The 23,160-nt window shown below is 63.5% G+C and carries 25 protein-coding genes and 1 tRNA gene; 20 read left to right on the top strand and 6 right to left on the bottom strand.

What is annotated here, in order from left to right:
- The first annotated feature begins 54 nt into the window (after positions 1 to 54).
- Entirely contained in the window at positions 55 to 501 is a 447-nt protein-coding gene (gene nusB, locus WFR25_RS02040; RefSeq protein WP_336968033.1) for a transcription antitermination factor NusB, read from the top strand.
- Between the two features lie 21 nt (positions 502 to 522).
- Positions 523 to 1,443: a thiamine-phosphate kinase gene (gene thiL / locus WFR25_RS02035; RefSeq protein WP_336968031.1), complete on the top strand. Its 921-nt coding sequence runs from the start codon at positions 523 to 525 to the stop codon at positions 1,441 to 1,443.
- Here the strand turns inward: thiL and WFR25_RS02030 are convergent.
- From WFR25_RS02030 to WFR25_RS02010, 5 genes are read right to left on the bottom strand one after another with little or no spacing between them, the layout of a single operon-like run.
- Positions 1,440 to 2,333: a phytoene/squalene synthase family protein gene (locus WFR25_RS02030; protein WP_336974609.1), complete on the bottom strand. Its 894-nt coding sequence runs from the start codon at positions 2,331 to 2,333 to the stop codon at positions 1,440 to 1,442. The genes thiL and WFR25_RS02030 overlap by 4 nt on opposite strands.
- Positions 2,334 to 2,374: 41 nt before the next feature.
- Positions 2,375 to 2,956 (bottom strand): LOG family protein, encoded by a 582-nt coding sequence (locus WFR25_RS02025; protein WP_336974607.1) that lies wholly within the window; start codon positions 2,954 to 2,956, stop codon positions 2,375 to 2,377.
- A gap of 2 nt (positions 2,957 to 2,958) precedes the next feature.
- A complete protein-coding gene (locus WFR25_RS02020; protein WP_336968030.1) occupies positions 2,959 to 4,440 on the bottom strand; it encodes a phytoene desaturase in 1,482 nt (493 codons plus the stop codon).
- A complete protein-coding gene (gene crtY, locus WFR25_RS02015) occupies positions 4,440 to 5,591 on the bottom strand; it encodes a lycopene beta-cyclase CrtY (RefSeq protein WP_336968027.1) in 1,152 nt (383 codons plus the stop codon). Before crtY ends, WFR25_RS02020 begins: the two co-directional genes overlap by 1 nt.
- A gap of 44 nt (positions 5,592 to 5,635) precedes the next feature.
- A complete protein-coding gene (locus tag WFR25_RS02010; RefSeq protein ID WP_336968026.1) occupies positions 5,636 to 6,679 on the bottom strand; it encodes a glycoside hydrolase family 43 protein in 1,044 nt (347 codons plus the stop codon).
- A 124-nt stretch (positions 6,680 to 6,803) separates the two neighbouring features.
- Between WFR25_RS02010 and WFR25_RS02005 the strand changes: the two genes are divergently transcribed.
- The 15 genes from WFR25_RS02005 to WFR25_RS01935 all read left to right on the top strand — a co-directional run bounded on the left by WFR25_RS02005 (position 6,804) and on the right by WFR25_RS01935 (position 19,133).
- Positions 6,804 to 7,076, top strand: a complete 273-nt coding sequence (locus tag WFR25_RS02005; protein WP_336968025.1) for a metal/formaldehyde-sensitive transcriptional repressor — start codon at positions 6,804 to 6,806, stop codon at positions 7,074 to 7,076.
- The gene (gene dmeF, locus WFR25_RS02000) at positions 7,073 to 8,062 is read left to right on the top strand and encodes a CDF family Co(II)/Ni(II) efflux transporter DmeF (protein WP_336968023.1); all 990 of its coding nucleotides are present in this window, start codon (positions 7,073 to 7,075) and stop codon (positions 8,060 to 8,062) included. Before WFR25_RS02005 ends, dmeF begins: the two co-directional genes overlap by 4 nt.
- A gap of 243 nt (positions 8,063 to 8,305) precedes the next feature.
- Positions 8,306 to 10,429, top strand: coding sequence for a sodium-translocating pyrophosphatase (locus tag WFR25_RS01995; RefSeq protein ID WP_336968021.1), 2,124 nt, complete (start codon positions 8,306 to 8,308; stop codon positions 10,427 to 10,429).
- A 141-nt stretch (positions 10,430 to 10,570) separates the two neighbouring features.
- Positions 10,571 to 11,692, top strand: coding sequence for an 8-amino-7-oxononanoate synthase (locus WFR25_RS01990; RefSeq protein ID WP_336968020.1), 1,122 nt, complete (start codon positions 10,571 to 10,573; stop codon positions 11,690 to 11,692).
- Positions 11,692 to 12,327, top strand: a complete 636-nt coding sequence (bioD, locus tag WFR25_RS01985) for a dethiobiotin synthase (RefSeq protein WP_336968018.1) — start codon at positions 11,692 to 11,694, stop codon at positions 12,325 to 12,327. The genes WFR25_RS01990 and bioD overlap by 1 nt, the downstream gene beginning before the upstream one ends.
- A gap of 109 nt (positions 12,328 to 12,436) precedes the next feature.
- A complete protein-coding gene (locus WFR25_RS01980; RefSeq protein WP_336968015.1) occupies positions 12,437 to 14,488 on the top strand; it encodes a M13 family metallopeptidase in 2,052 nt (683 codons plus the stop codon).
- 213 nt (positions 14,489 to 14,701) lie between these two features.
- Positions 14,702 to 14,908, top strand: coding sequence for a cold-shock protein (locus WFR25_RS01975; RefSeq protein WP_336968012.1), 207 nt, complete (start codon positions 14,702 to 14,704; stop codon positions 14,906 to 14,908).
- Positions 14,909 to 15,005: 97 nt separating this feature from the next.
- Positions 15,006 to 15,206 carry a hypothetical protein gene (locus tag WFR25_RS01970; protein WP_336968010.1) on the top strand — a complete coding sequence of 67 codons (201 nt, stop codon included), beginning with the start codon at positions 15,006 to 15,008 and terminating at the stop codon, positions 15,204 to 15,206.
- Between the two features lie 158 nt (positions 15,207 to 15,364).
- On the top strand, positions 15,365 to 15,601 hold the full coding sequence (locus tag WFR25_RS01965; RefSeq protein ID WP_336968008.1) for a hypothetical protein: 237 nt from the start codon (positions 15,365 to 15,367) through the stop codon (positions 15,599 to 15,601).
- Positions 15,602 to 15,661: 60 nt separating this feature from the next.
- Entirely contained in the window at positions 15,662 to 16,945 is a 1,284-nt protein-coding gene (locus WFR25_RS01960; protein WP_336968005.1) for an adenosylmethionine--8-amino-7-oxononanoate transaminase, read from the top strand.
- Between the two features lie 61 nt (positions 16,946 to 17,006).
- Positions 17,007 to 17,225, top strand: coding sequence for a translation initiation factor IF-1 (gene infA, locus WFR25_RS01955; RefSeq protein WP_107967729.1), 219 nt, complete (start codon positions 17,007 to 17,009; stop codon positions 17,223 to 17,225).
- Positions 17,222 to 17,824, top strand: coding sequence for a Maf family protein (locus WFR25_RS01950; protein ID WP_336967998.1), 603 nt, complete (start codon positions 17,222 to 17,224; stop codon positions 17,822 to 17,824). The genes infA and WFR25_RS01950 overlap by 4 nt, the downstream gene beginning before the upstream one ends.
- Positions 17,817 to 18,818 (top strand): ribonuclease, encoded by a 1,002-nt coding sequence (locus WFR25_RS01945; RefSeq protein WP_336974605.1) that lies wholly within the window; start codon positions 17,817 to 17,819, stop codon positions 18,816 to 18,818. The genes WFR25_RS01950 and WFR25_RS01945 overlap by 8 nt, the downstream gene beginning before the upstream one ends.
- Positions 18,808 to 19,005 (top strand): DNA gyrase inhibitor YacG, encoded by a 198-nt coding sequence (locus WFR25_RS01940; protein WP_336967996.1) that lies wholly within the window; start codon positions 18,808 to 18,810, stop codon positions 19,003 to 19,005. Before WFR25_RS01945 ends, WFR25_RS01940 begins: the two co-directional genes overlap by 11 nt.
- A 52-nt stretch (positions 19,006 to 19,057) precedes the next feature.
- A tRNA-Phe gene (locus tag WFR25_RS01935) sits at positions 19,058 to 19,133 on the top strand.
- A gap of 171 nt (positions 19,134 to 19,304) precedes the next feature.
- Here WFR25_RS01935 and WFR25_RS01930 read toward each other — a convergent pair.
- Positions 19,305 to 19,736 carry a DUF983 domain-containing protein gene (locus WFR25_RS01930; RefSeq protein WP_419723134.1) on the bottom strand — a complete coding sequence of 144 codons (432 nt, stop codon included), beginning with the start codon at positions 19,734 to 19,736 and terminating at the stop codon, positions 19,305 to 19,307.
- An 83-nt stretch (positions 19,737 to 19,819) separates the two neighbouring features.
- Between WFR25_RS01930 and pabB the strand changes: the two genes are divergently transcribed.
- The 3 genes from pabB to WFR25_RS01915 all read left to right on the top strand — a co-directional run bounded on the left by pabB (position 19,820) and on the right by WFR25_RS01915 (position 22,963).
- Positions 19,820 to 20,986, top strand: a complete 1,167-nt coding sequence (gene pabB, locus WFR25_RS01925) for an aminodeoxychorismate synthase component I (protein WP_336967993.1) — start codon at positions 19,820 to 19,822, stop codon at positions 20,984 to 20,986.
- Positions 20,987 to 21,030: 44 nt separating this feature from the next.
- On the top strand, positions 21,031 to 21,654 hold the full coding sequence (locus WFR25_RS01920) for an aminotransferase class IV (RefSeq protein ID WP_336967992.1): 624 nt from the start codon (positions 21,031 to 21,033) through the stop codon (positions 21,652 to 21,654).
- A 106-nt stretch (positions 21,655 to 21,760) separates the two neighbouring features.
- Entirely contained in the window at positions 21,761 to 22,963 is a 1,203-nt protein-coding gene (locus WFR25_RS01915) for a pyridoxal phosphate-dependent aminotransferase (RefSeq protein WP_336967989.1), read from the top strand.
- Positions 22,964 to 23,160 lie beyond the last annotated feature (197 nt).

Raw genomic sequence — 23,160 nt, 5'->3', positions numbered from 1 at the left:
CGCAGTTGTGGCGCGCTTTCGACAAGCGGCGCCAGACCGTCTATGGAAAGACCTATGAACCAACGCTCACGATCCCGCTCCGCCGCGCGCCTTGGCGCGGTGCAGGCCCTGTACCAGATGGAGATGGAAGGCACACCGTTGCCCACCCTCCTCCACGAGTTCCATCAGCATCGGCTGGGGGCGACGATCGAGGATGTAACCTACACGCAGGCGGAGGAAGGGTTTTTCGACGATGTCGTTGCAGGCGTGGATGCGCGACGGGAAGAGATTGACGGCCTGATCGCCGAAAAATTGTCGACCGGCTGGAGCCTCGACCGGCTCGACCGGCCCATGCGCCAGATATTGCGCGCGGGCACGTATGAGTTGCTGGCACGCAAGGATGTGGCGGTCGCGACCGTCATCAGCGAATATGTCGATGTGGCCCATGCCTTTTACGACAAGCGCGAGGCCGGCTTTGTCAACGGTCTGCTGGATGCCGTGGCCAAGGGCGCGCGGGTCTGATCCTCTGATGGATATGAGCGCGTGAGTGGAGAGGCGGCGTTCCTGACGCTGCTGCGCGGCATGGCCACCGACCCTGCCGCGCGCGGCTTGTCCGATGACGCGGCGCTACTGGAAATCGGCGGTGTGCGACTGGTGATTACCAGCGACACGCTGGTCGAGGGAGTTCATTACCTTCCCACCGATCCGCCCGCGGATATCGGCTGGAAACTGGCGGCGGTGAATCTGTCGGACCTTGCGGCCAAGGGCGTGCGGCCGGTGGGCTGCATCATGAACTATGCCCTGTCGGGCGACGCGGCGTGGGATGCCGCTTTTTTGAAGGGGCTGAGCGAGGCGCTGGGGCGGTACGCGATGCCGCTGCTGGGCGGAGACACCGTGGCGATGCCGAAGGGCGCGCCGCGCAGCTACAGCCTGACCGCGATTGGCGAAGCGTCCGGCAACGTCCCGGCACGCGCGGGCGCACAGGCCGGAGACAGGCTCTATGTCAGCGGGCCGGTCGGTGATGCCGGGATTGGGCTGGAACTGGCGCGGGCTGATCCCGAAGTATCGGGGCCGCTGGTCGAGGCTTATCGCCGCCCGCGACCGCGCATGGCCGAAGGGGCGCTGTTGGCGCCGCAGGTGCATGCGATGATGGATATTTCCGATGGCCTGCTGATCGACGCGACGCGGATGGCGGCGGCCAGCGGGCTGGCTGTGACCATCGACCATATTCCCTTGTCCGACGCGCTGATGCGGGTGCGGGGCGCGAGCAGCGCGACGATGCTTGCTGCGGCGCGGGCGGGGGATGATTATGAACTGCTGTTCGCCCTGCCTGCCGGGGTGGCTGCGCCGGTGATGGCGATCCCGGTGGGGCGTTTCGTGGCTGGATCTGGGCTGACACTGATGATCGACGGGGCGGTGATGCCCCTGCCCGATAGCCTCGGCTGGGAGCATGGCGAGATTTAAGGACGCGTCCACAAATTAGCTGGCCGGGGCGTAGTCGCAGGCCAGCGACGGGCGCGACCAATGATCTGCGTGCCCGAACGGACGACCCAGCCCAGCTTTTCCGCCCTGGGCGTGACGACGCGGTGATCCCAGGCCTTTTCGCCCCGGCGTGCGACTTCGCGGGCGATGTCGCCATAAATGCCCGCCGCCGCCAGCACAGCCCAGGCCGCACGCGGTGGCAGGGCGCCGGTGCCGTGGCGCGCACTGGCCTCATAGGCGGCGGCCATCTTTGCGAGGCGCTTGCCCAGCACCGCAAGGCGTGGCCGGACCCAGGGCTTCATATGTTCGCCGGGCGGAATATCCATCTCGACCAGCCATTCTTCGGGCAGGTAGCAGCGGTCGGCGGCCTCATCCTCGCCAATGTCGCGGGCGATATTGGCAAGCTGGAAGGCCAGCCCAAGGTCGCAGGCTCGATCCAGCGTGGCGCCGTCGTCGGGGGCGACGCCCATCAGCACCGCCATCATGCAGCCGACCGCGCCCGCGACATGGTAGCAATAGCGCAACATGTCGTCCTGGCTGCGGGGTCGCCATTCGCGCGCGTCCAGTGCGAAGCCCTCAAGCAGATCATGGGCAAAGCGTTCCGGGATCGCGCATTCGCGCATGACGAGGCCAAAGCCGTCAAAGGCCGAGTCGCCTGTCTCCTCGCCCCGCAACGCTGCGTCGGTCAGGACGCGCATGGTGGACAGGCGCGCCTGCCCGTCCGCGACCCATGTCATCGTGCCGCCATGATCCTGCCCGTCGGCAATGTCGTCGCATTTGCGGCACCAGGCATAGAGCAGCCACGCCCGTTCGCGCGTCTTCCGGTCGAACAGCTTCGACGCCATCGCGAAGGATTTGGACCCCCGCGCGATGCTTGTACGGGCGTGCTGGACGAGGGCCGCGCGGTCGAGAGTCAGAGGTTCGACGCCTTCATGCGCTCGATCGTTTCATGCGGTTCATAGGCGGCCATGCGCTCCAGTAGCCGATCCAGATCAGCGTCCGCGATCAGTATATCCTTATGCTGCGGGCGGATGAAGCCGACGTTGATCATTTGGCTGTTGAAGGCGATCAGCGGGTCATAGAAGCCCGCCACGTTGAGCAGGCCGACCGGCAACTGGTGATAGCCGATCTGCGACCAGCTTATCGCTTCCCACAATTCGTCCATCGTACCGACGCCGCCGGGCAGGGTGATGAAGCCGTCCGACAGATCGGTGAACATCTGCTTGCGCTGGTGCATGGTCTGGACGACGTGCAGTTCGGTGCAACCGCGATGCGCGACTTCCGCCGCGACCAGCTTTTCGGGGATCACGCCGATTACCTCGCCGCCCGCCTCCAGCGCAGCGTCGGCGACCGCGCCCATCAGGCCAAGGCGCCCGCCACCATAGACGACGCCGATGCCGCGCTCCGCCAGCGTGCGCCCGACATGGCGCGCGGCTTCTACATAGGTCGTGTCGGCGGGGCTGGCCGACCCGCAATAGATCGCCAGACGGCGCATGGTCATTTCAAATCCTCCAGCATCAGCGCGGCGGTCGCCTTGGCGCTGCCCACCACGCCGGGAATCCCCGCGCCCGGATGAGTGCCGGCCCCAACCAGATAGAGATTGGGAATCACATCATCGCGATTATGCGCGCGGAACCATGCGCTTTGCGTCAGCAGCGGCTCCAGGCTGAAGGCGCTGCCCATGTGCGCGGCAAGGTCACGGCTGAAGTCCGAGGGCGCATAATGGAACTGGGTGACGATGCGCGAGCGAATATCTGGGATCAGGCGATGCTGGATCTCGTCCAATATCCGCTCGGCATAGAGCGGGCCGATTGTGTCCCAGTCGATCGGCAGCTTGCCCATGTGCGGTACCGGCGCGAGCGCATAGAAGGTTGAATGCCCCTCCGGCGCCATCGACGGATCGGTGACGGTCGGATGATGCAGATAGAGCGAGAAATCCTGCGGCAGCACGCCATAATCATAGATGTCGGTCAGCAGCCCCTCATAGCGCGGCCCGAACAGGATCATATGGTGCGGGATGCCCGGCCAACTGCCCTTGATGCCGAAATGGACGAGGAACAGGCTGGGCGACCATTTCTTGGCCTTTAGTTTTTCGGTCTGCTTCTGGCCGCGGGGATGCTGGCCCAGCAAATCCTTGTAGCTATGCATCAGATCGGCATTGCTGGCGATGGCGTCCGCCTCCCCATGCCAGCCGCTTTGCGTCCGCACGCCGGTCGCGCGGTCGCCATGCGTCTCGATCTCCACGACCGGATCGCCCAGCCGCAGAACGCCGCCCAACCGCTCGAAATGGGTGGCCATGCCCTGCACCAGCCGGTTGGTTCCTCCTCGCGCGAACCAGACGCCGCCGTCCTTCTCCAGCTTGTGAATCAGGGCATAGATGGCGCTGGTGTTCATCGGATTGCCGCCGACCAGCAGCGTGTGGAAGGAGAGTGCCTCGCGCAGTTTCTCGTTCTTCACGAAGGATGACACCATCGAATAGACCGAACGCCAGGCCTGATAGCGGGCCAGCGCAGGTGCGGCCTTTATCATCGAGGCGAAGTCGAGGAAGGCGACCGCGCCCAGCTTGCGATAGCCCTCTTCGAACACGCCAGCGGCATAGTCGAGGAAACGGTCATAGCCCGCGATATCGCCGGGATCGAGCTTGGCGATTTCGGTCCGCAGGCCGGTTTCGTCGTTGGAATAGTCGAAATTGGTGCCGTCGGGCCAGTTGAGGCGATAGAAGGGCGACACCGGCATCAGCGTCACATCCTCGGCCATGTCGTGGCCCGACAGGCGCCACAATTCGGCGAGGCAATCCGGGTCGGTAATGACGGTCGGCCCCGCATCGAAGGTAAAGCCGTCCTTCTCCCACATATAAGCGCGACCACCGGGGCGGTCGCGGGCTTCGACCAGCGTGGTCGCGACGCCAGCGGATTGCAGGCGGATGGCGAGCGCAAGGCCACCAAAGCCCGCGCCGATGACGATGGCAGTCCGAGCCATCAGGCGGAGTGATTCATGATTGCGCGCATGGCGCCCCTTATGGGCACCGGGGGGCGACCGCACAAGATGGAGAGCCGATCGATCGCCGTTGATTGGCCACCATAGAAACGGTCGATGAGAGGCGCGTGAAGGCGATAGAAACGTTGAAAGATGCGGTAGCGCTGGTCCGGCTCCGCCGCGCCGAACAGCATCTTGCCGAGCAGCCGGTAATAACGGCCCTTGCGCCAATGGACGGCAGCGCGGCCGCGGGTCGCGGCCGGGAGGTTGTCGAGCGGCTGCTGTGTCATCCACAGGGCGAAAGCGACGGCGTCCGGCAGCGAATAGCCGGTCATGGGATGGAATAGCCCGCCCCGCACCCCTGCCCGCGCGACGGGATCATCTTTCGGCCAGAAACGGTCGAAGTCGCCGCCATAGACGACTGGCAGCACGCCGGTTTCGCGATGGACATGCGCCTCGATCCGCCAGTCTTGCGCGGCGGCGTAACCGGCGATCCGCGCGTCGATGGCGGCTTCGTCCAGCGCGGGCGAATCGCTATAATAGGTGTCCTCGATGAAGACCGTCCGTTCATCGAATGGCAGCAGATAGACGAAGCGATAGCCGTCGATCTGATCGACCGTCGCATCCATGATGACAGGCCGGGTCAGGCCGTGCGGGTGTTCCAGTCGCAGCGCGCTGCCCACGAATTTTTGCCAGCCGCAGCGTAGCGCCGACAGGTCGCCCCCGCCTCGCGCGTCGATGACGGCTCGCGCGTTGATCGCACGTCCATCGGCCAGTTGAACGTGGGTCGGGGAGATCGCCGCCGCTTCCGCGCCGGTGATGGCGCGGTCGCCCAGCACCGCGCGCAGTCGCGCATCCAGTCGGGCGGACGGTACGCTGTTATAGGGCGTCACCAGTGTGCGACGGTGCGTGGGAAAGCGGACATCATGCCCCTCGGCCCAACGATGGCCGACCAGCGGATCGACCAACCAGCGATCGGCATCCGGTACATCGCCGTCGAAGAAGGACCAGAGATGATTGCCGCCAAACACAGCGTCCCGCTCGACCAGTAGCAGCGATACATCCGGGCAGCGCTCGGCAAAGGCGAGCGCGATCAGGCCACCCGCGAGGCCGCCGCCGATGATCGCCAGGTCGCAGGAGAGGGGTTTGTTCACGGTCGCGGGTCTAGCCCAGCGGGACACGCACGGAAAGCATGGCCTTACCGCCTTGCGCGTCCGACCGGACCGTTGCCAAGCGGAGGCATGAACAGTGGCACGCCCTCCACATCGTAGCGGATCGGCTGGACGCGGGTATGGCGATTGGGATCGAACAGTGGGTTGCCGTCGATCTTTTCATAATCGCGCGCATGATAAACGAGCATGTCGCGGCCTTTTTCGTCCACTGTGAAACTGTTGTGGCCGGGGCCGAACACGCCCTGCTCAGGCGATGTCGTCATCACCGGCGTGGGGGATTTCACCCAGACGGTCGGGTCCATGATGTCGGCATCGTCGCGCGCCGTCAGCATCCCCATGCAATAACGGGCATCGGTCGCGCTGGCCGAATAGGTGAGGAACAGGCGGCCGTTGCGGGGCAGCAGGGCTGGCCCTTCGGCCACTTTATAGCCCTGAATTTCCCATGGGAGGGTCGGCACGGTGAGCCGGGTCGGTTTGGCGCCCAGCGTCGTGGGCGTCGCCAATGGAGCAAGATAGAGGTTCGAATTGGTCGCTATCCCCGGCTCGGTCTGCGCCCAGCAAAGATAGCGGGTGCCGCGATGCACGAAACTGGTCGTATCGAGCGTGAACGTATCCCAGGGCGTCTGCAACTGGCCCAGCACCGACCATGTGCCGTTGAGCACATCGTCGCCATCGCAGGACAGGACATAGGTGCGGATGCGGAATTTCTGGTCACCATCGCCCGCCGCGACATAGATATACCAGCGTTCGTCGATCCTGTGCAGTTCCGGCGCCCAGATATAGCCAGCCATCCGACCGCTGGCCGGTCGACGCCACACCACCACCTCCGGCGCGGTGGCAAGGCCAGCGAGCGTCGATGCGCGTCGCAGGATCACCCGGTCATATTCCGGGACCGAGGCGGTGAAATAATAGTGGCCGTCCTCATGCCGAAGGATCAGCGGATCGGCGCGCTGGCGGATCAGCGGATTGACCAGCGGGCGTCGCGGTCCGCGCTGCTTCTGCGCCAATGCCGGGAGAGCAACGGTGGCGGCCGTCCCGGCGATGAACAGGCGGCGTGACAGGTTGGCCATGGAATTCCTCTATTGGTCTGCAGCTATTATTTGTCGGACTAATAGGGGCTTTGGCAAGTCTGGCTTGAAGCGTCAAAGGGCGAGGCATTGCGTGTATCCTGAATATAGGGTAGGGGGGTATCCTATGCATATCGTTGTTGATCGCCAGAAATTGCTCGACCGGGTCCGCCGCATCGCCGGACAGGTGGGGGCTGTGGAAAAACAATTGCAGGGGAACGCGGGTTGCTCGGAAACGCTGCAACTCGTCGCTTCGGTGCGCGGGGCGGTGGGGAGCCTGATGGAAGAACTGATCGAGCAGCATATGCGCGAGCATGTCGCCCGGCCGGGCCTGACCGATGAAGAGCGGACAGAGGCGTCCGAAGAGATGCTGGCGCTCATCCGGCGGTACGGCAAATGACAATGCACGATGATCATCGCCATCATGGGCACAGCCACGGGCACGACCATGATCATCCTGCGGTTCCGACACCTGCTGACGAGCGGGAGGATGTCGAGGATCGCCACTATTTCGACCATATCTATCTGACGGCTGGACATGACCGGAATGCACGCAAGACGTTGTGGGTCGTCTGGTTGACCGCCGCGACGATGGTGGTGGAGATCGTCGTTGGCTGGACGACGGGGTCGATGGCGCTGCTGGCCGACGGTTTCCATATGGCGACCCATGCGGGCGCGCTGGCGGTTGCCGCCGCCGCTTATGGCTATGCCCGCCGCCATGCCCGCAATCCACGCTATACGTTCGGTACCGGCAAGGTCGGCGATCTGTCGGGTTTTGCTTCGGCGCTTTTGCTGGCGGTTACCGCGCTGTTCATCGCCGTCGAATCAGGAATGCGCTTGTTCCAGCCGGTCAACGTCGCCTTTGGCGAAGCGACATTGGTGGCTGTCATTGGCCTTATCATCAATCTGGTCAGTGCGCTGTTGCTGGGCCATGACCATAGTCACGATCATGGCGGGCACGATCATGGGCAGGCGCATGGCCATGCCGACAATAATCTGCGCGCTGCCTATATTCATGTGCTGACCGATGCGCTGACATCAGTGCTGGCGATCGCGGCGTTGTTGGCGGGGCGTTATCTCGGCTGGCTGTGGCTTGATCCTGCGGTCGGATTGCTGGGGGCGGCGGTGATTGCGCGCTGGGCCTGGGGCTTGATGAAGGATACCGCCGCGATCCTGCTTGATACGGCTGAACCGGCGCGGATGGCGCGGGTGCGGGAGGTAGTGGAAGGGCAGGGGGCAGAGATTCGTGACCTGCATGTCTGGCGCATCGGTCCCCATGCCCATGCTGCCATCGTCAGCCTGTCACCCGGCGCGGACCCGGCGGCCATCCGTCGCAGCGTCAGCGCACTGCCGGGCATGGAGCATGTGACGGTGGAGTGCGTCTGACGATCAGGCGTCAGCCGACCAAGGGTAAACAAGGTTGACGCGACCTTTCAGCGCTGTAGCTTCACCGGCTGACAGTTTCTCAGCCGGTTGGATTGCCTATGCGCTCGACCTTGGTGACGCTGATTGATGGAGTGCGTAGTGCCGGAGCCTTCCTCCCCGGCCGTGCCGTCTTATGCCTTTCGCCCGCCCGACATTCCCTGCGGAGCGGCCGATGAAAGTCATAAAAGGGGGAGAGGAACACTCATGCAAATCGTTTATATCGCCATAGGGTGCGGCCTGCTGGCCGTGCTTTACGGCCTGCTGACCAGTCGGCAGGTACTAGCCGCGCCAGCAGGCAACGAAACCATGCAACAGATCGCTGGCGCGATTCAGGAGGGCGCCCGCGCCTATCTGGGCCGCCAGTATACGACCATCGCCCTCGTCGGCGTCGTGGTTGCCGTGATCGTCGCGTATTTTCTTGGTCTTACCTCCGCCATCGGTTTTCTGATCGGAGCGATCCTGTCGGGTGCGGCGGGCTTTATCGGCATGAACATTTCGGTGCGCGCCAATGTCCGCACGGCGGAGGCCGCGCGCGGCACGCTCCAGAGCGGCCTGACGGTCGCGTTTCGGGCGGGCGCGATTACCGGCATGTTGGTGGCGGGTCTGGCGCTGCTCGCGATCAGCCTGTTTTTCTGGTATCTGACTGGCCCTGCGGGTCATGCGCCCGATGACCGGCTGGTGATCGACAGCCTGGTGGCGCTGGCCTTTGGCGCGTCGCTTATTTCCATCTTCGCGCGACTGGGCGGCGGCATCTTCACCAAGGCCGCCGATGTCGGCGCCGATCTGGTGGGCAAGGTAGAGGCGGGCATCCCGGAGGATGACCCACGCAACCCCGCCGTGATCGCCGACAATGTGGGTGATAATGTGGGTGATTGCGCGGGCATGGCCGCGGATTTGTTCGAAACCTATGTCGTCACGGTCGGCGCGACCATGGTGCTGATCGCGCTGCTGGTGACCGGTGTCGATAATGTATTCAAGATGCAACTGATGTCGCTGCCGCTGATCGTCGGCGGCGTGTGCATCATCACCTCGATCATCGGCACCTATTTCGTGCGGCTGGGCAAAAGCCAGTCGATCATGGGCGCGCTTTACAAGGGCTTTTGGGTGACGGCGATCCTGTCGATCGGTGCCATCTATGCCGCAACGCTTTATACGCTGGGTGATCTAAACACACCCTTCGGCACCGATCTTGACGGGGCGGGCGGTTATACCGGCATGGCCCTGTTCTGGTCGATGCTCGTGGGCCTTGCCGTTACCGGGTTGCTGGTGGTCATCACCGAATATTATACCGGCACCAATTATCGGCCCGTCCGCTCCATCGCGCGTGCGTCGGAAACCGGCCATGGCACCAACGTCATTCAGGGACTGGCCGTCAGTCTGGAATCGACCGCGCTGCCGACGCTGGTGATCGTTGCGGGTATTATCGTGTCGCATCAACTGGCGGGCCTGATGGGCATCGCCTTCGCCGCGACGGCAATGCTGGCGCTGGCGGGCATGGTTGTGGCGCTTGACGCCTATGGCCCCGTTACCGACAATGCCGGTGGCATCGCCGAAATGGCGGGGATGGACGATAGCGTGCGGGTCAAGACCGATGCGCTGGACGCGGTAGGCAACACGACCAAGGCGGTGACGAAAGGCTATGCCATCGGTTCGGCGGGCCTTGCCGCGTTGGTGCTGTTTGGCGCCTATACGCAGGATCTCGATTATTATGGCGCGGCCCTGGGACTGACGGCGCCCGTCGATTTCTCTCTCCAGAACCCCTATGTTATCGTGGGTCTGCTGCTAGGGGCGTTGTTGCCCTATCTGTTCGGGGCGATGGGCATGACGGCTGTCGGCCGGGCCGCAGGTGACGTGGTCAAGGACGTGCGGGAACAGTTCGCCACGAACAAGGGCATCATGGATGGCACCAGCAAGCCCGACTATGCCCGTACCGTCGATCTGGTGACCAAGGCGGCGATCAAGGAAATGATCATACCCAGCCTGCTGCCCGTGCTGACGCCCATCATCGTCTATTTCGTCATTCGCGCGGTGGCGGGTGTCTCCAACGGCTTTGCCGCGCTGGGTGCGCTGTTGCTCGGCGTGATCGTCTCCGGTCTGTTCGTCGCCATTTCGATGACGTCGGGCGGCGGCGCGTGGGACAATGCCAAGAAATATATCGAGGACGGGCATCATGGCGGCAAAGGGTCGCAAGCGCACAAGGCGGCGGTGACGGGCGATACCGTCGGCGACCCCTACAAGGATACCGCTGGCCCTGCGGTTAATCCGATGATCAAGATCACCAATATCGTCGCGCTGCTATTGCTGGCGGCATTGGCGCATGGGGCCTGATCGCCGCTAGAAAATGAAGGACAGACTGTCAGCCCCGCTCCATGCAGTCGAGCGGGGCTGATTATTTTTCCGGGCAAACTGCCCACCGCTCCCATCGCGCGCCCTTGTGATGCCCGATACCCAAGGCCTATATCGCGGCGCATGAACGCCGAACCCTTTCGCTCGCAATTGGCCGCCCTTGATCAACGGGGGCGGTTGCGACATCTGGTCCAGCGGGCGGGCCGTGACTTTGCTTCCAACGACTATCTGGGGCTGTCGTCCGACCCGATCATCGGGCAGGCGGTGGCCGATGCTCTGGGGCGCGGCGTGCCCGTGGGGTCGGGCGGATCGCGGCTGTTGCGCGGTAACGCGCCCGAGCATGAGGGGCTGGAGGCGAAAGCGGCAGATTTCTTCAGGACGCAGGCGGCGCTGTTCGTTGCCAACGGCTTTGTCGCCAACCTTGCGCTTTTCGGTACCTTGCCCCAGCGCGGCGACCTGATCGTCGCGGATGAGCTGATCCATGCGAGCGCGCATGACGGCATCCGCCAGTCGAAGGCGAGCGCGCTTTTTGCCCGGCACAATGACGTGCAGAGTTTCGACGACCTGATCACCGGATGGCGGACAGAGGGCGGCAAGGGCCGGGTGTGGATCGGCGTCGAGACGCTTTATTCCATGGATGGCGACATGGCGCCGCTCGGCGAACTGGCAAAGCTGGCGGCGCGGCATGACGCGATGCTACTGCTGGACGAGGCGCATGGAACCGGCGTTTTCGGACCCAATGGTCGAGGCCTGTCGGCGGGGTTGGACGGGCTGCACAATGTCGTCACGCTCCATACCTGCGGCAAGGCGCTGGGGGTGGAGGGGGCGTTGATCTGTGGGCCGCGCCTGTTCATCGACTATCTCATCAATCGGGCGCGGGCGTTTATCTATTCGACCGCGCCGTCGCCCTTGATGGCGATCGCGGTGTCGGCGGCGATCGACCGGATCGAGCAGGCGGACGATCTGCGCGCGCGCCTTTCCACATTGCGCGACGATGCGGGTCAGGCGATTTGCGCGCCGCTGGGCCTGCCAAACCCGCGCAGCCAGATCGTGCCGGTCCTATTGGGGGACGAGAAGCGGACGATGGCGGTGGCCGAACAGTTGCGAGAGGCCGGGTTCGACATACGCGGCATTCGCCCGCCGACGGTGCCAGCAGGAACAAGTCGCCTGCGGGTGTCACTGACGCTCAATATCGGGCGGGCCGATGTGGCGGCGTTGGGGCGTGAACTGGCACGGCTCGCCTGATGCCGCTGCCAAACCGGACATGGATCGTTACCGGCACCGATACCGATGTGGGCAAGACGGTGTTCGCCGCTGGCCTCGCCGGAGCACTGGGCGCGCGCTACTGGAAGCCGGTGCAGGCGGGGACGGTGCCGACGACGGATCGGGACAGTGTTGCTCAGCTTTCCGGTTTGCCCGCAGGACATATGTGTCCAGAAGCCTATCGATTGGAAACGCCCGCGTCGCCGCACCTTGCCGCCCGGTGTGATGACGTCAGCATAGAGTTGGAACGGCTGACGTTGCCGGTGGGCGAGGGACCATTGGTGGTGGAGGGCGCGGGCGGGGTGCTGGTGCCGCTCAGCGAAACATTGCTGATGGCGGACCTGTTCGCGCATTGGGGGGCGCCGGTGATTTTGTGCGCGCGGACCGGGCTGGGCACGATCAACCACAGTCTGCTCAGCATCGAGGCGCTGCGCGCGCGCGGGGTGCCGATTGCCGGCATCGCCTTCATCGGTGATGCCCATGCGGAGAATGAGCGGATCGTGCCGCTGCTGGGCAAGGTGCCTTCGCTCGGTCGCCTGCCGCGCCTTGACCCCTTGACGCGCGAGACGCTGGCCCAGGCCTTTGCCACGCATATCGACCTTTCCCTGCTCGCGTAATCGGCGATATTTTTCGACAAACGACATGGACTTGGGTGCCGATGCCCGATTGAAGTCGTTTGCATAAAGGCGGGACTTGATCGTCCGCCCAGACAAGCAAGGGACATCGATGAAAACAGCTTTCCTATGCGCCGCCGCAACTGCGCTCGTCTTGAGCGCTTCGGTCGCGCGCGCCGATCAGGCAGCCAAATCTGACGCCGCCTCCTCGGCCGCCGCCGCCGGCAAGCCGACCTATGGCAGCTATGGCTTCGACGCGGCGGGCATGGACCCGGCGGTCAAGCCGGGTGACGATTTCTATCTGCACGCCAACGGCGTCTGGGCGAAGAACACGCCGATTCCGGCGGACAAGTCCAACTACGGTGCGTTCAACACGCTGGACGACCTGTCGCGGACCCGCACGCGCGGCATATTGGAAGCGGCTAAGAGCGACGCGTCGAGCAAGATCGGCGCAGCCTATGCCAGCTACATGGATGAAGCTGCGGTCGAGGCGAAGGGCATGGCACCGATCAAGCCCTGGCTGGACGAGATCAAGGCTGTGAAGGACAAAAAGGCCTATGTTACGCTGACGGCCAAGGCTGCGCGTTCAGGTGTCGCTGGACCCTTCAATCATATGGTCGGGCAGGACGACAAGGACCCCGAAACCTATATCCTGTCCCTGAGCCAGGGCGGCCTGGGCCTGCCAGACCGCGATTATTATTTGGAGCAGGATGACAAGATGGCGGCGATTCGCACCGCTTATGTCACGCATCTGGAAAAAATGTTTACGCTGGCAGGCGAGCCGGACGCCCAGGCGCGGGCCGCCGCGCTGATGGCGCTGGAAACCGAGATCGCCAGGCTGCACTGGACCCAGATCGACAGCCGCGATGCCGACAAGACCTATAACAAAATGACGCTGGTGGACTTGCAAAAGGCAGCGCCCGGTTTTGACTTTGCTGCCTATTTCGGCGCCAACGGGCTAAAGCCTGCGTCGCTGATCGTGTCCCAGCCCAGTGCTGTCACCGGCATCGCCGCGCTGATCGCAAAGACCCCGCTGCCGGTGCTGAAGGACGCGTTGTTCCAGCGCAGCCTGCATGCCTATGCCGATTATCTGCCCGCGAAGATCGCAGACGCCGATTTCGCCTTTTTCGGCACGACGCTGTCGGGCACGCCCGAGCGCGAGGCACGGTGGAAGCGCGGCGTCGATTTCCTGAAGGGCGCGCTGGGCGAAGAGGTTGGCAAGCAGTATGTCGCCCAATATTTCCCGCCTGAGACCAAGGCAGCGATGGACGGGCTGGTCAAGAATGTCATCGCGGCGATGGGACGCCGGATCGACGGTCTGGAATGGATGAGCGCCACGGCCAGGGCACGCGCCCATAAGAAGCTGGCCGCCTTTAACCCGAAGATCGGCTATCCCGACAAATGGCGCGACTATGCGGGGCTGATGGTCAGGGCCGATGACCTGCTGGGCAATGCGGAGCGCTCCAACCAGTTCGACTATGATTATATGATCGGTAAGCTGGGCGAGCCGGTCGATCGTGGCGAATGGTTCATGACGCCGATGGAGATCAACGCCTACGCCAATTTCGGCATGGTGGAGATCGTCTTCCCCGCTGCCATCCTGCAACCGCCCTTCTTCGATCCCCATGCCGACCCGGCGGTGAATTATGGGGGCATTGGCGCAGTGATCGGTCATGAACTCAGCCATCATTTCGACGATCAAGGCGCGAAATATGATGAGACGGGCAAGCTCAACCAATGGTGGACCGATGCGGATGTCGCTGCGTTCAAGGGGCTGACCGACAAATTGGTCAAGCAATATGACGCCTATGAACCCTTTCCCGGCGCGCATGTGAAGGGCGCCTTCACGCTGGGCGAGAATATCGGCGATCTGGCGGGCCTGTCGGTGGCGTTGGACGCCTATCATGCGTCGCTGGGTGGCAAGCCCGCACCGGTGATCGACGGCACGACCGGCGACCAGCGATTCTTCCTGGGATGGGCGCAGGTGTGGCGGCGCAACTATCGCGAAGCGAATCTGCGCCAGCGGCTTGTCACCGATCCGCATGCGCCGTCGCAATATCGCGCCGACATCGTGCGCAATTTTGATGCCTGGTATGATGCGTTCAAGCCTGCGCCGAACGGCAAGATCAGCCTGCCGCCCAAGGACCGGGTGAAGATCTGGTAAGAGGAATGGAGCGGGGGAAAGGGCAGTCAACGCCCCCCTTCCCCGGCTTTCCTTGACTTTTGAAGGGCAAGCGCGCATCTTGCGGGAGCTAAACGTCGCCTGCGACGGAACTTGATGCCCGGCATGGGCTGATCCTTCCTCATCCACGCTACTTGGCTCCACCGGACATGTTGTCTTGTGGAAACCCCTCGTTTTCGTGAAAGGAAACACCTCATGCCGATCGGCACAGTCAAATTTTTCAATTCCGACAAGGGCTATGGCTTCATTTCGAATGAAGATGGTTCGGGCGACGCATTCGTCCACATCACTGCCGTTGAGCGCGCCGGAATGGGCACGCTGAACAAGGACGACCGGATCAGCTATGAGCTGGAAACCGACCGTCGTGGCAAGACCTCGGCTGTCAACCTCCAGTCGGCCTGATGCTACGGGCCGGTCGTCATAGAATGGCGACCGGCCCTGATAGGCGTGCAGCGGGCCTTCGGCTCGCTGCCGCGATTTTCCCGGTGCGAGGAACTGCATGATGTCGGCGACCAGTGACTTCTACCTTGCCCGTGCGGACGAATGCGCCAATGACGCGGCCAAGACGCCGCTCGACAATGTTCGCGACCGCTTTCTGCGTGCCGAAGCTGCCTGGCGTGTCATGGCCAATCGCCTGACCCAGGCCGAAGATCATCGCGCCGCGCGCGCGGCCTCTGCACTTGTCATCGAAGCCGAATAAAGGCGACATTTCCGCGCTGTCCTGCTAGGGTACGCCATCGCGCGATACCCGCCCGCAAGCGTTCGCCGCGACCGAGAGACTGTTTTCGCGCTCCCGCTTGCCTGTCCCGGAGCGTTCCCCATGATCCATCACATTTTCATCGCTGTCGAGGCGCGCGCATGAGCCGCGCCGTCAACACTGCTGAAACGCCCGAGAAGGTCCGCGCTCTCTGCGAGAAGCATGGCATCGCTATTTCCGTGATCGAGCCGCTGCCATCGGGCGGCACGCGCGTAGTGCTAGTGAACCCGGATGGCGCCGCCCTGTTCCGCATGAAGGGCAAGGACAAGCTGGTGGACGGTCCCGTCGCGCGCTCGGGCCTCTATCTCGCGCGTCGGCCTGAACCTACTTATCGCTAGAGCATCGTGCTCCAGGGATTTGCTCGACCGGGGCTGTGTGGGCGTCTAAGCGATCGCATCATGACATCTCCGGTCTGGCACCCTTTCACCCAGCATGGCCTTAATGAACCGATCCCTCATGTCGTGCGGGCGGAGGGCGCGCTGCTGCATCTGGACGATGGCAGCACGCTGATCGACGGGATTTCCAGTTGGTGGGTGACGACGCACGGCCACTGTAACCCGCGCATTGCCGCCGCCATTGCGGCGCAGGCGGGAACGCTCGATCAGATGATCTTCGCGGGCTATACCCATGATCCGGCCGAAAAGGTCGCGCGCGAGTTGGTGGAGATCGCGCCGCGTGGCCACGGGCGCCCGGACCTTGCCCATGTCTTCTTTTCCGACAGTGGATCGACGGCGGTCGAGGTGGCGCTGAAGATGGCGCTGGGGCACTGGCATAATCTGGGCGCGCCCGATCGGCACCGCATCCTCGTCCTCCAGCATGGCTATCATGGCGATACCATCGGCGCGATGTCGGTGGGCGAGCGGGGCGTCTATAATCGCGCCTGGTCGCCGCTGCTGTTCGATGTGGGGACGATTCCCTTTCCTTCTGTGGGACACGAACGGTTGTGCCTCGACGCGCTGGAGGCTGCCTGTGCTGCCCGCCCTGCGCCCGCTGCCTTCATCGTGGAGCCGTTGATCCTGGGGGCAGGGGGGATGCTCGTCTATGCGCCAGAGATGCTGCGGAAGATGGCGGCGATCTGCGCGCGGCACGATGTCCTGTTCATCGCCGACGAGGTGATGACCGGATGGGGCCGCACGGGCACGCTGTTCGCCTGCGAACAGGCTGGGGTCGTGCCTGACATATTGTGCGTGGCGAAGGGGATTACCGGCGGTGCGATTCCGCTGGCGGCGACGCTGGCCACGGCCGCGATTTTCGATTCCCACCGATCGCAGGACCGGGCGAAGCAATTCTACCATTCGAGCAGCTATACCGCGAACCCGATTGCGTGTGCGGCGGCGGTGGCGAATCTGGCGATCTGGCGCGAGGAGGACGTGCTGGGGCGAATCGCGGCGCTGTCTTCGGGCATCGCGCGGCGTATGACGGCACTGGCCGCGCATTGCGCCTTCGCCAACCCGCGCCAGTTGGGCACGATCGCTGCGATCGACCTCATCACGCCTGATGCTGGCTACCTCTCCGATCTCGCCCCGCGACTGCGCGCATTTTTCCTCGAACATGGGCTATTGCTGCGGCCCTTGGGCAACACCATCTACCTGATGCCGCCCTATTGCGTGGATGAAGATCAGCTGGATTACATCTTCACGACCCTCGTCGCGGCGGGGGATCGCTTCGGCGTGCAGGCTTGACTTTCCATTTGCAGCAATTGGCGCTATGGCGGCGCGATTTTTTCGGTATTTTCGGGATAATATGGCAAAAGAAGAACTGCTTGAGATGCGCGGATCCGTTGTGGAGTTGCTCCCCAACGCGATGTTCCGTGTACGGCTTGAGAATGATCACGAGATCCTTGGTCACACGGCGGGCAAGATGCGCAAGAACCGCATCCGCGTGCTGGTGGGTGACGAAGTGCTGGTTGAACTGACCCCCTACGACCTGACCAAGGGTCGGATCACCTATCGCTTCAAGTGACGGCGACCACTAGCCGTCTCATCCTGGCGTCGGCTTCACCGCGACGCCTCGACCTGCTGCGCCAGATTGGCGTTACGCCGGACGCGGTCGATCCGGCGGATATCGACGAAACCCCCCGCAAGAGCGAACTGCCCCCCGTCTATGCCGCGCGCGTCGCGGCAGAGAAGGCGGCGCTGATCGCCGCGCGGCACGATCAGGCATTGGTCCTGTCGGGGGACACCGTTGTCGCTGCGGGCCGGCGCATATTGCCCAAAGCCGAAAGCGAGGCGGAGGCTCGCGCCTGCCTGACCCTGTTGTCGGGGCGGCGCCACCGAGTCTACAGCGCGATCACGCTGATCGATGCCACAGGGCAGGCACGCCACCGACTTTCAACCAATATCGTCATTTTCAAGCCATTGGATCGCGCTGAGATCGAGGCCTATCTCGCCAGCGGCGAGTGGCACGGCAAAGCGGGCGGCTACGCCATCCAGGGGTTGGCCGCTGGCCTCATCCGCGCCATTCAAGGGAGTCATTCCGCCATTATGGGCCTGCCACTATACGAAACCCGCGCGCTTTTGATCGCGGCTGGCTACATTCATGCCGGTCCAGCCCATGGCTGAGTGGCTGTACGAGGAAGGGATTGGCGAGGCACGCGCCGCGCTGGTCGATCATGGCCGCATTCTTGAGGCGTTGATCGAACGTGAGGGGCCACAGGTTCGCGCAGGCGCACTGGCCTCCGGACGCCTGACCCACACCGTCATCCCCCGCAAGCGCGGCATCGCCCGGCTCGATTCGGGCGAAGAGATACTGATCGAGCCGATCCCGCCCAAAGTGGCCGAAGGCGCGCAGGTGCTGATCGAAATCGTGCGTGAGGCCATCCCGGAGGAGGGCCGCGCCAAGCTGGCCAAGGGCCGCATCGCCCCACCCGGCAGCAAGGCGCATCCCGGTCCCAGCCTGCTTCAGCGTCTCCATGCCACCGGCAAGGTCGTCATCCCTTGTCCTGCGCACGAGGAAGACCGGCTGGAGGCGCATGGCTGGGGCGAATTGATGGAAGAGGCGATGCGGGGCGAGGTTGGCACCGAAGCCGCATCGCTGCGTATCTTCCTGACGCCCGCGATGGTGCTGATCGACGTGGACGGCAGCCTGCCGCCCGCGCAGCTTGGTCCGAAGGGTTCCAAACTGGCGGCGCTGGCGATCCGGCGGATGGGGCTTTCGGGGTCGATCGGCATCGACCTGCCCACCATGAACAACAAGGACGAACGGCTGATCGCGGCGACGCAGGTGGACAAGAATCTGCCGCTTCTCTTTGAGCGCACGGCCGTCAACGGTTTCGGCTTCATCCAGATCGTGCGGCGGCGCGAACGGGCGAGCATCATGGAAGTGCTGCGTGCAAATCCGGTACTGACGGCGGCGCTCGCGCTGTTGCGCCGGGCCGAGCGGCATGAGGGGGCCGCGAGTGGAGCAGGGGCCGTAACCCTGGCGGCCGCGCCTGCGGTAACGGGCCTGCTTCACCGCAACCGCGACTGGCTCGCGCGGCTGGAACGACGGCGCGGCGGCGCTGTCGCCTTGAAGGAGGATGCAAGCCTTGCCATATCGGCCGGATATGTCGCCTAAAGCCTCCACCGCCTGCCCGATCTGTGGCCAGCCATCGAAAGCGGAAACGCGCCCTTTCTGCGGCGACCGTTGCCGCGATCGCGACCTCCTCCAATGGCTGGGCGAAGGCTATCGCGTCGAAGGACCGCCCGCGCAGGAGGGAGATGAAAAAAGCAGCGATTATGGGGTGGACAGCGGGCGCGACTGACGCTTATAGGCAGCGCTCCCAATCGCCCGGCGGCTTGCCTGCCCGGTGCATTGCCCGGGTAGCTCAGTTGGTAGAGCATGCGACTGAAAATCGCAGTGTCGGCGGTTCGAATCCGTCCCCGGGCACCATTACCCTTGAAAATAAATATATACTGCTTCGGTGGAGGCATATCTCGCCGTGAGCATTTTGGGCGTCAATTGAGACAGGTGGGTAGGGCGATGCGCTGCTCTAGGCTGCTATAGAATGGCGCGATCCCAATGTCCCGATCGGCCAACATGACATTTGCCAGTCGGCCCGCTTCACCTGAAGTCGTGCATTCTGCGGGACCATTGAAAGGTGATGACGGCGGCCTTGGCGGGCTGGATCAGGGCGGCGGCCAGCAGCAGGGCGAGCGTTGGCCAAAGGAACGCCTGTATGCCCAGTGGAATGGCGAGGGCGCTGTTCACCTCGATCATCAGTGGGACCAATATGTGCCCCAGCAACAGGATCACGATGTAGGAGGGGAAGTCGTCGGCCTGATGCTTGTCCCAGCGCTGACCGCAATGGGTGCAGGCGGGCGTAGGCTTCAGGAACTTTGCAAACATCGCTCCCTCACCACAGGCCGGGCAGCGACCGCGCAGTGCGCGCGCCAGCGCCGGACCGAACGGGCGTTCGGGCAGGTCGGTGGCAGGGCTGTCGGGCGTTGGGGGATCGGGTGGGAGCGGATCGGCCATGCCTTCGGATAAGGCCATGGTGTGGGAATCGCAATCAAGCGTTTCCTCTGCCTATCCGCCAACCCTTTCGCCGCTGCCAAAGCCTGTTAAAGACAGCGACCATGCGCCTGCCCGGTCCCAGCGAAGCCTTTGCCCTGTTCGATGATGCGCGCGTCCGGGGCGCGACGCGCGCGCGGCTTTATCGCGATCCGGTGGAGATCGTCACGGCCCATGCGATTCATGAGGTGCAACCCGCGCTCGATAGGATTGCCGATGCGCGTGAGGCGGGGCTGCATGTCGCGGGGCATATGGCCTATGAGGCGGGACTGGCGCTGGAGGACCGGCTGCTCCCGCTGACGCGGAGGCATGAGCAGGCACGCACGCCATTATTGTGGTTCGGCCTGTTCGAGGGGTGCCGCATGATCGATCCCGCGATGATCCCCGCGCTATTGCCTGATCCGGCGGGATGCACGGTGGGCGCGGTTACGCCACTGATCGACGAGGCGGTCTATATGAAGGCCTTCGATCAGGTGCAGGAAATGATCCGGGCGGGCGACATCTATCAGGTCAACCTGACTTTCCCGTGCGATGTGTCATTTACGGGCGATCCGATGGCGCTTTACGCGCGGGCGCGCAGCAGGGCGGCGGCGGGCTATGGCGGGGTGATCCGCACGGGCGCGCAGACATTGCTGTCCTTTTCACCCGAATTGTTTTTTACGCTGGTCAGGGGGCAACTGACCGCGCGGCCGATGAAGGGCACCGCCCGGCGTGGCGCGGATGCCGCCGCGGATGCCGCCGCCGCAAGTCTGCTGGCGAGCGATCCCAAGCAGAGGGCCGAAAATCTGATGATCGTCGATCTGCTGCGGAACGACCTGTCGCGGGTATCGCGGGCGGGCAGCGTCACCGTGCCGGAATTGTTCAAGGTCGAGACTTTCCCGACCATCCACCAGCTTGTGTCGACCGTGCGTGCGCGCCTGTTGCCCGGCCTTGGTCCCGTCGATGTGCTGCGGACCCTGTTTCCCTGCGGTTCGATCACCGGCGCGCCGAAGGTGCGGGCGATGGAGGTGATCGACATGATGGAGCCACACGTCCGAGGCATTTATACCGGCACGATGGGGTGGATAGACGCGCAAGGAAATGCCGCCTTCAATGTTGCCATCCGCACCATTTGCGTCGATGAAGGGGCCGGTATCGGTCGCATCGGCCTTGGCTCTGGCGTGGTCGCGGACTCGCGGGGACCGGACGAATGGGCTGAATGCCTGGCCAAGGGGCGCTTCCTGGCCAGGTAGGGATGACTGGGCCGCGTAACGTGCGGGAATTGGGGCTAGATTTAATGCCATTGGCCGATGGGCGGTTCGACCTTCTGGAAACCATGGCCTTCGACCCGCGCGAAGGCATTCGCCTGCTGGACCTGCATATGGAAAGACTGAAGGCGAGCGCAGAGGCGCTTGGCTTCGCCTTTGACCGGCATGATGTGCGGAACGAATTGCAGGCTGCGACTTTCCGTCTGCGAGAGCCAAGCCGCGTTCGCCTGCTGGTGGCGCACAGCGGCGCCACCGCGATCGAGGTGCGGCCGCATCGCACCTGGCCACAGGCGATCATGCAGGTTGCGGTCGTGCCGCGTAACGCCCCTGCCGATGATCCGCGCCTGCGCCACAAGACCACGGATCGCACCATCTATCGCGACGCCCTGAAGCGCGGAGGCACTTATGAGGTGCTGTTGACCGATGAACAGGGCTATCTGACCGAGGGCTGTTTTTCCTCACTCTTCGTCGAACAGGGTGACAAGCTGGTAACGCCGCCGCTGGCGCGGGGACTGTTGCCCGGCATATTGCGGCGCACTTTGCTGGATATGGGGGAAGCGGTCGAGGGCGACCTGAAGCGCTATCATCTGGAGAATGGCTTCTTCATCGGCAACGCTGCACGCGGCATGGTGGCGGCGTCGCTGGTCAGATAGACCATATACGCCTAACTGGCAGTTGCCGTTCCCGAAGTTGCGCTCTATGGGACGCCCCGTCCGCTGCCGTTGCGGGCATTGGGGTATTTTCAGAAAGATTCTTACCATGAGCACGACGTCCGCCGCCCTTGGCCGCATCCAGCCCTCCGCCACGCTGGCGATGAGCGCACGGGTGAATGCGCTTAAAGCGCAGGGTGTGGACGTTATTGGCCTGTCGGCGGGCGAGCCGGACTTCGACACGCCCGACTTCGTCAAGGAGGCTGCGATCACCGCGATCAAGGGCGGGCAGACCAAATATACCGATGTCGACGGCACTGTGGCGGTCAAGGATGCGGTGATCCACAAGTTCAGCCGCGACAACGGCCTGACCTACACGCGTGCCCAAGTCAGCGTGAACTCCGGTGGCAAGCATACGCTGTTCAACGCGCTGGTCACGACGGTGGATGCGGGGGACGAGGTCATCATCCCGGCGCCTTATTGGGTCAGCTATCCCGACATTGTGAACTTTGCGGGCGGTACCCCGGTGTTCATCGAGGGACCGGCGAGCCAGGGCTATAAGATCACGCCCGCGCAACTGGACGCCGCGATCACGCCGCGCACCAAGTGGGTGATGCTGAATTCGCCCTCCAACCCCAGCGGCGCGGCTTATTCGGCTGAGGAGCTTAAAGGTCTGGGCGAGGTGCTGCGTCGCCACCCTCATGTTCTCATCATGACCGACGATATGTATGAGCATGTCTGGTATGCGGCGACGCCCTTCGCCACCATCGCCCAGACCTGCCCGGACCTTTATGAGCGCATCCTGACGGTCAATGGCTGCTCCAAGGCCTTTTCCATGACCGGCTGGCGCATCGGTTTTGCCGGTGGTCCCGAGTGGATCATCAAGGCGATGGCCAAACTGCAGTCGCAGTCGACCAGCAACCCCTGTTCGATCAGCCAGGCCGCCGCCGTTGCGGCGCTGACCGGCGACCAGAGCTTTTTGGAGGAGCGCAATACCGCATTTCGCAAGCGTCGCGACATGGTGGTTGCCATGCTGAACGACGCGCCGGGTCTGGACTGTCCGGTGCCAGAGGGCGCCTTTTACGTCTATCCCGACGCCAGCGGCCTGATCGGCAAGACCAGCCCAAAGGGCGTGAAGATCGATAGCGACGAAACGCTGATCAGCTACTTTCTGGACGATGCGAAGGTCGCGGCCGTGCATGGCGGCGCCTTTGGCCTCTCACCCGCTTTCCGCATCAGCTATGCGACGTCGGAAGAGGTGCTGAAAAAGGCATGCACCCGCATTCAAGAAGCCTGCGCCGCGCTGAAATAAGGCGCGATCTGTCACAAAATAGAAACGGTTCTTTTCGTTGCCCGCCGTCTTGCGAACGGCGCGGCGCGCGCTATATACCCGTTGCGTAAAGAAACTGAAATGAGGTTTGCGGTTTTTTCGTCGATCCGCCCGTATCTTTGGTCGAAGGTGAATACCGGACATCGCAAGGTTCAGGCAGGGGCAAGACAAAGGCGCGT

Origin of the sequence: Sphingobium aromaticiconvertens, assembly GCF_037154075.1 — a bacterium.
GTDB classification, from domain to species: domain Bacteria; phylum Pseudomonadota; class Alphaproteobacteria; order Sphingomonadales; family Sphingomonadaceae; genus Sphingobium; species Sphingobium aromaticiconvertens.
The sequence above is the reverse complement of the archived record's forward strand: the minus strand, read 5'-3'. Positions and strand labels throughout refer to the sequence as shown.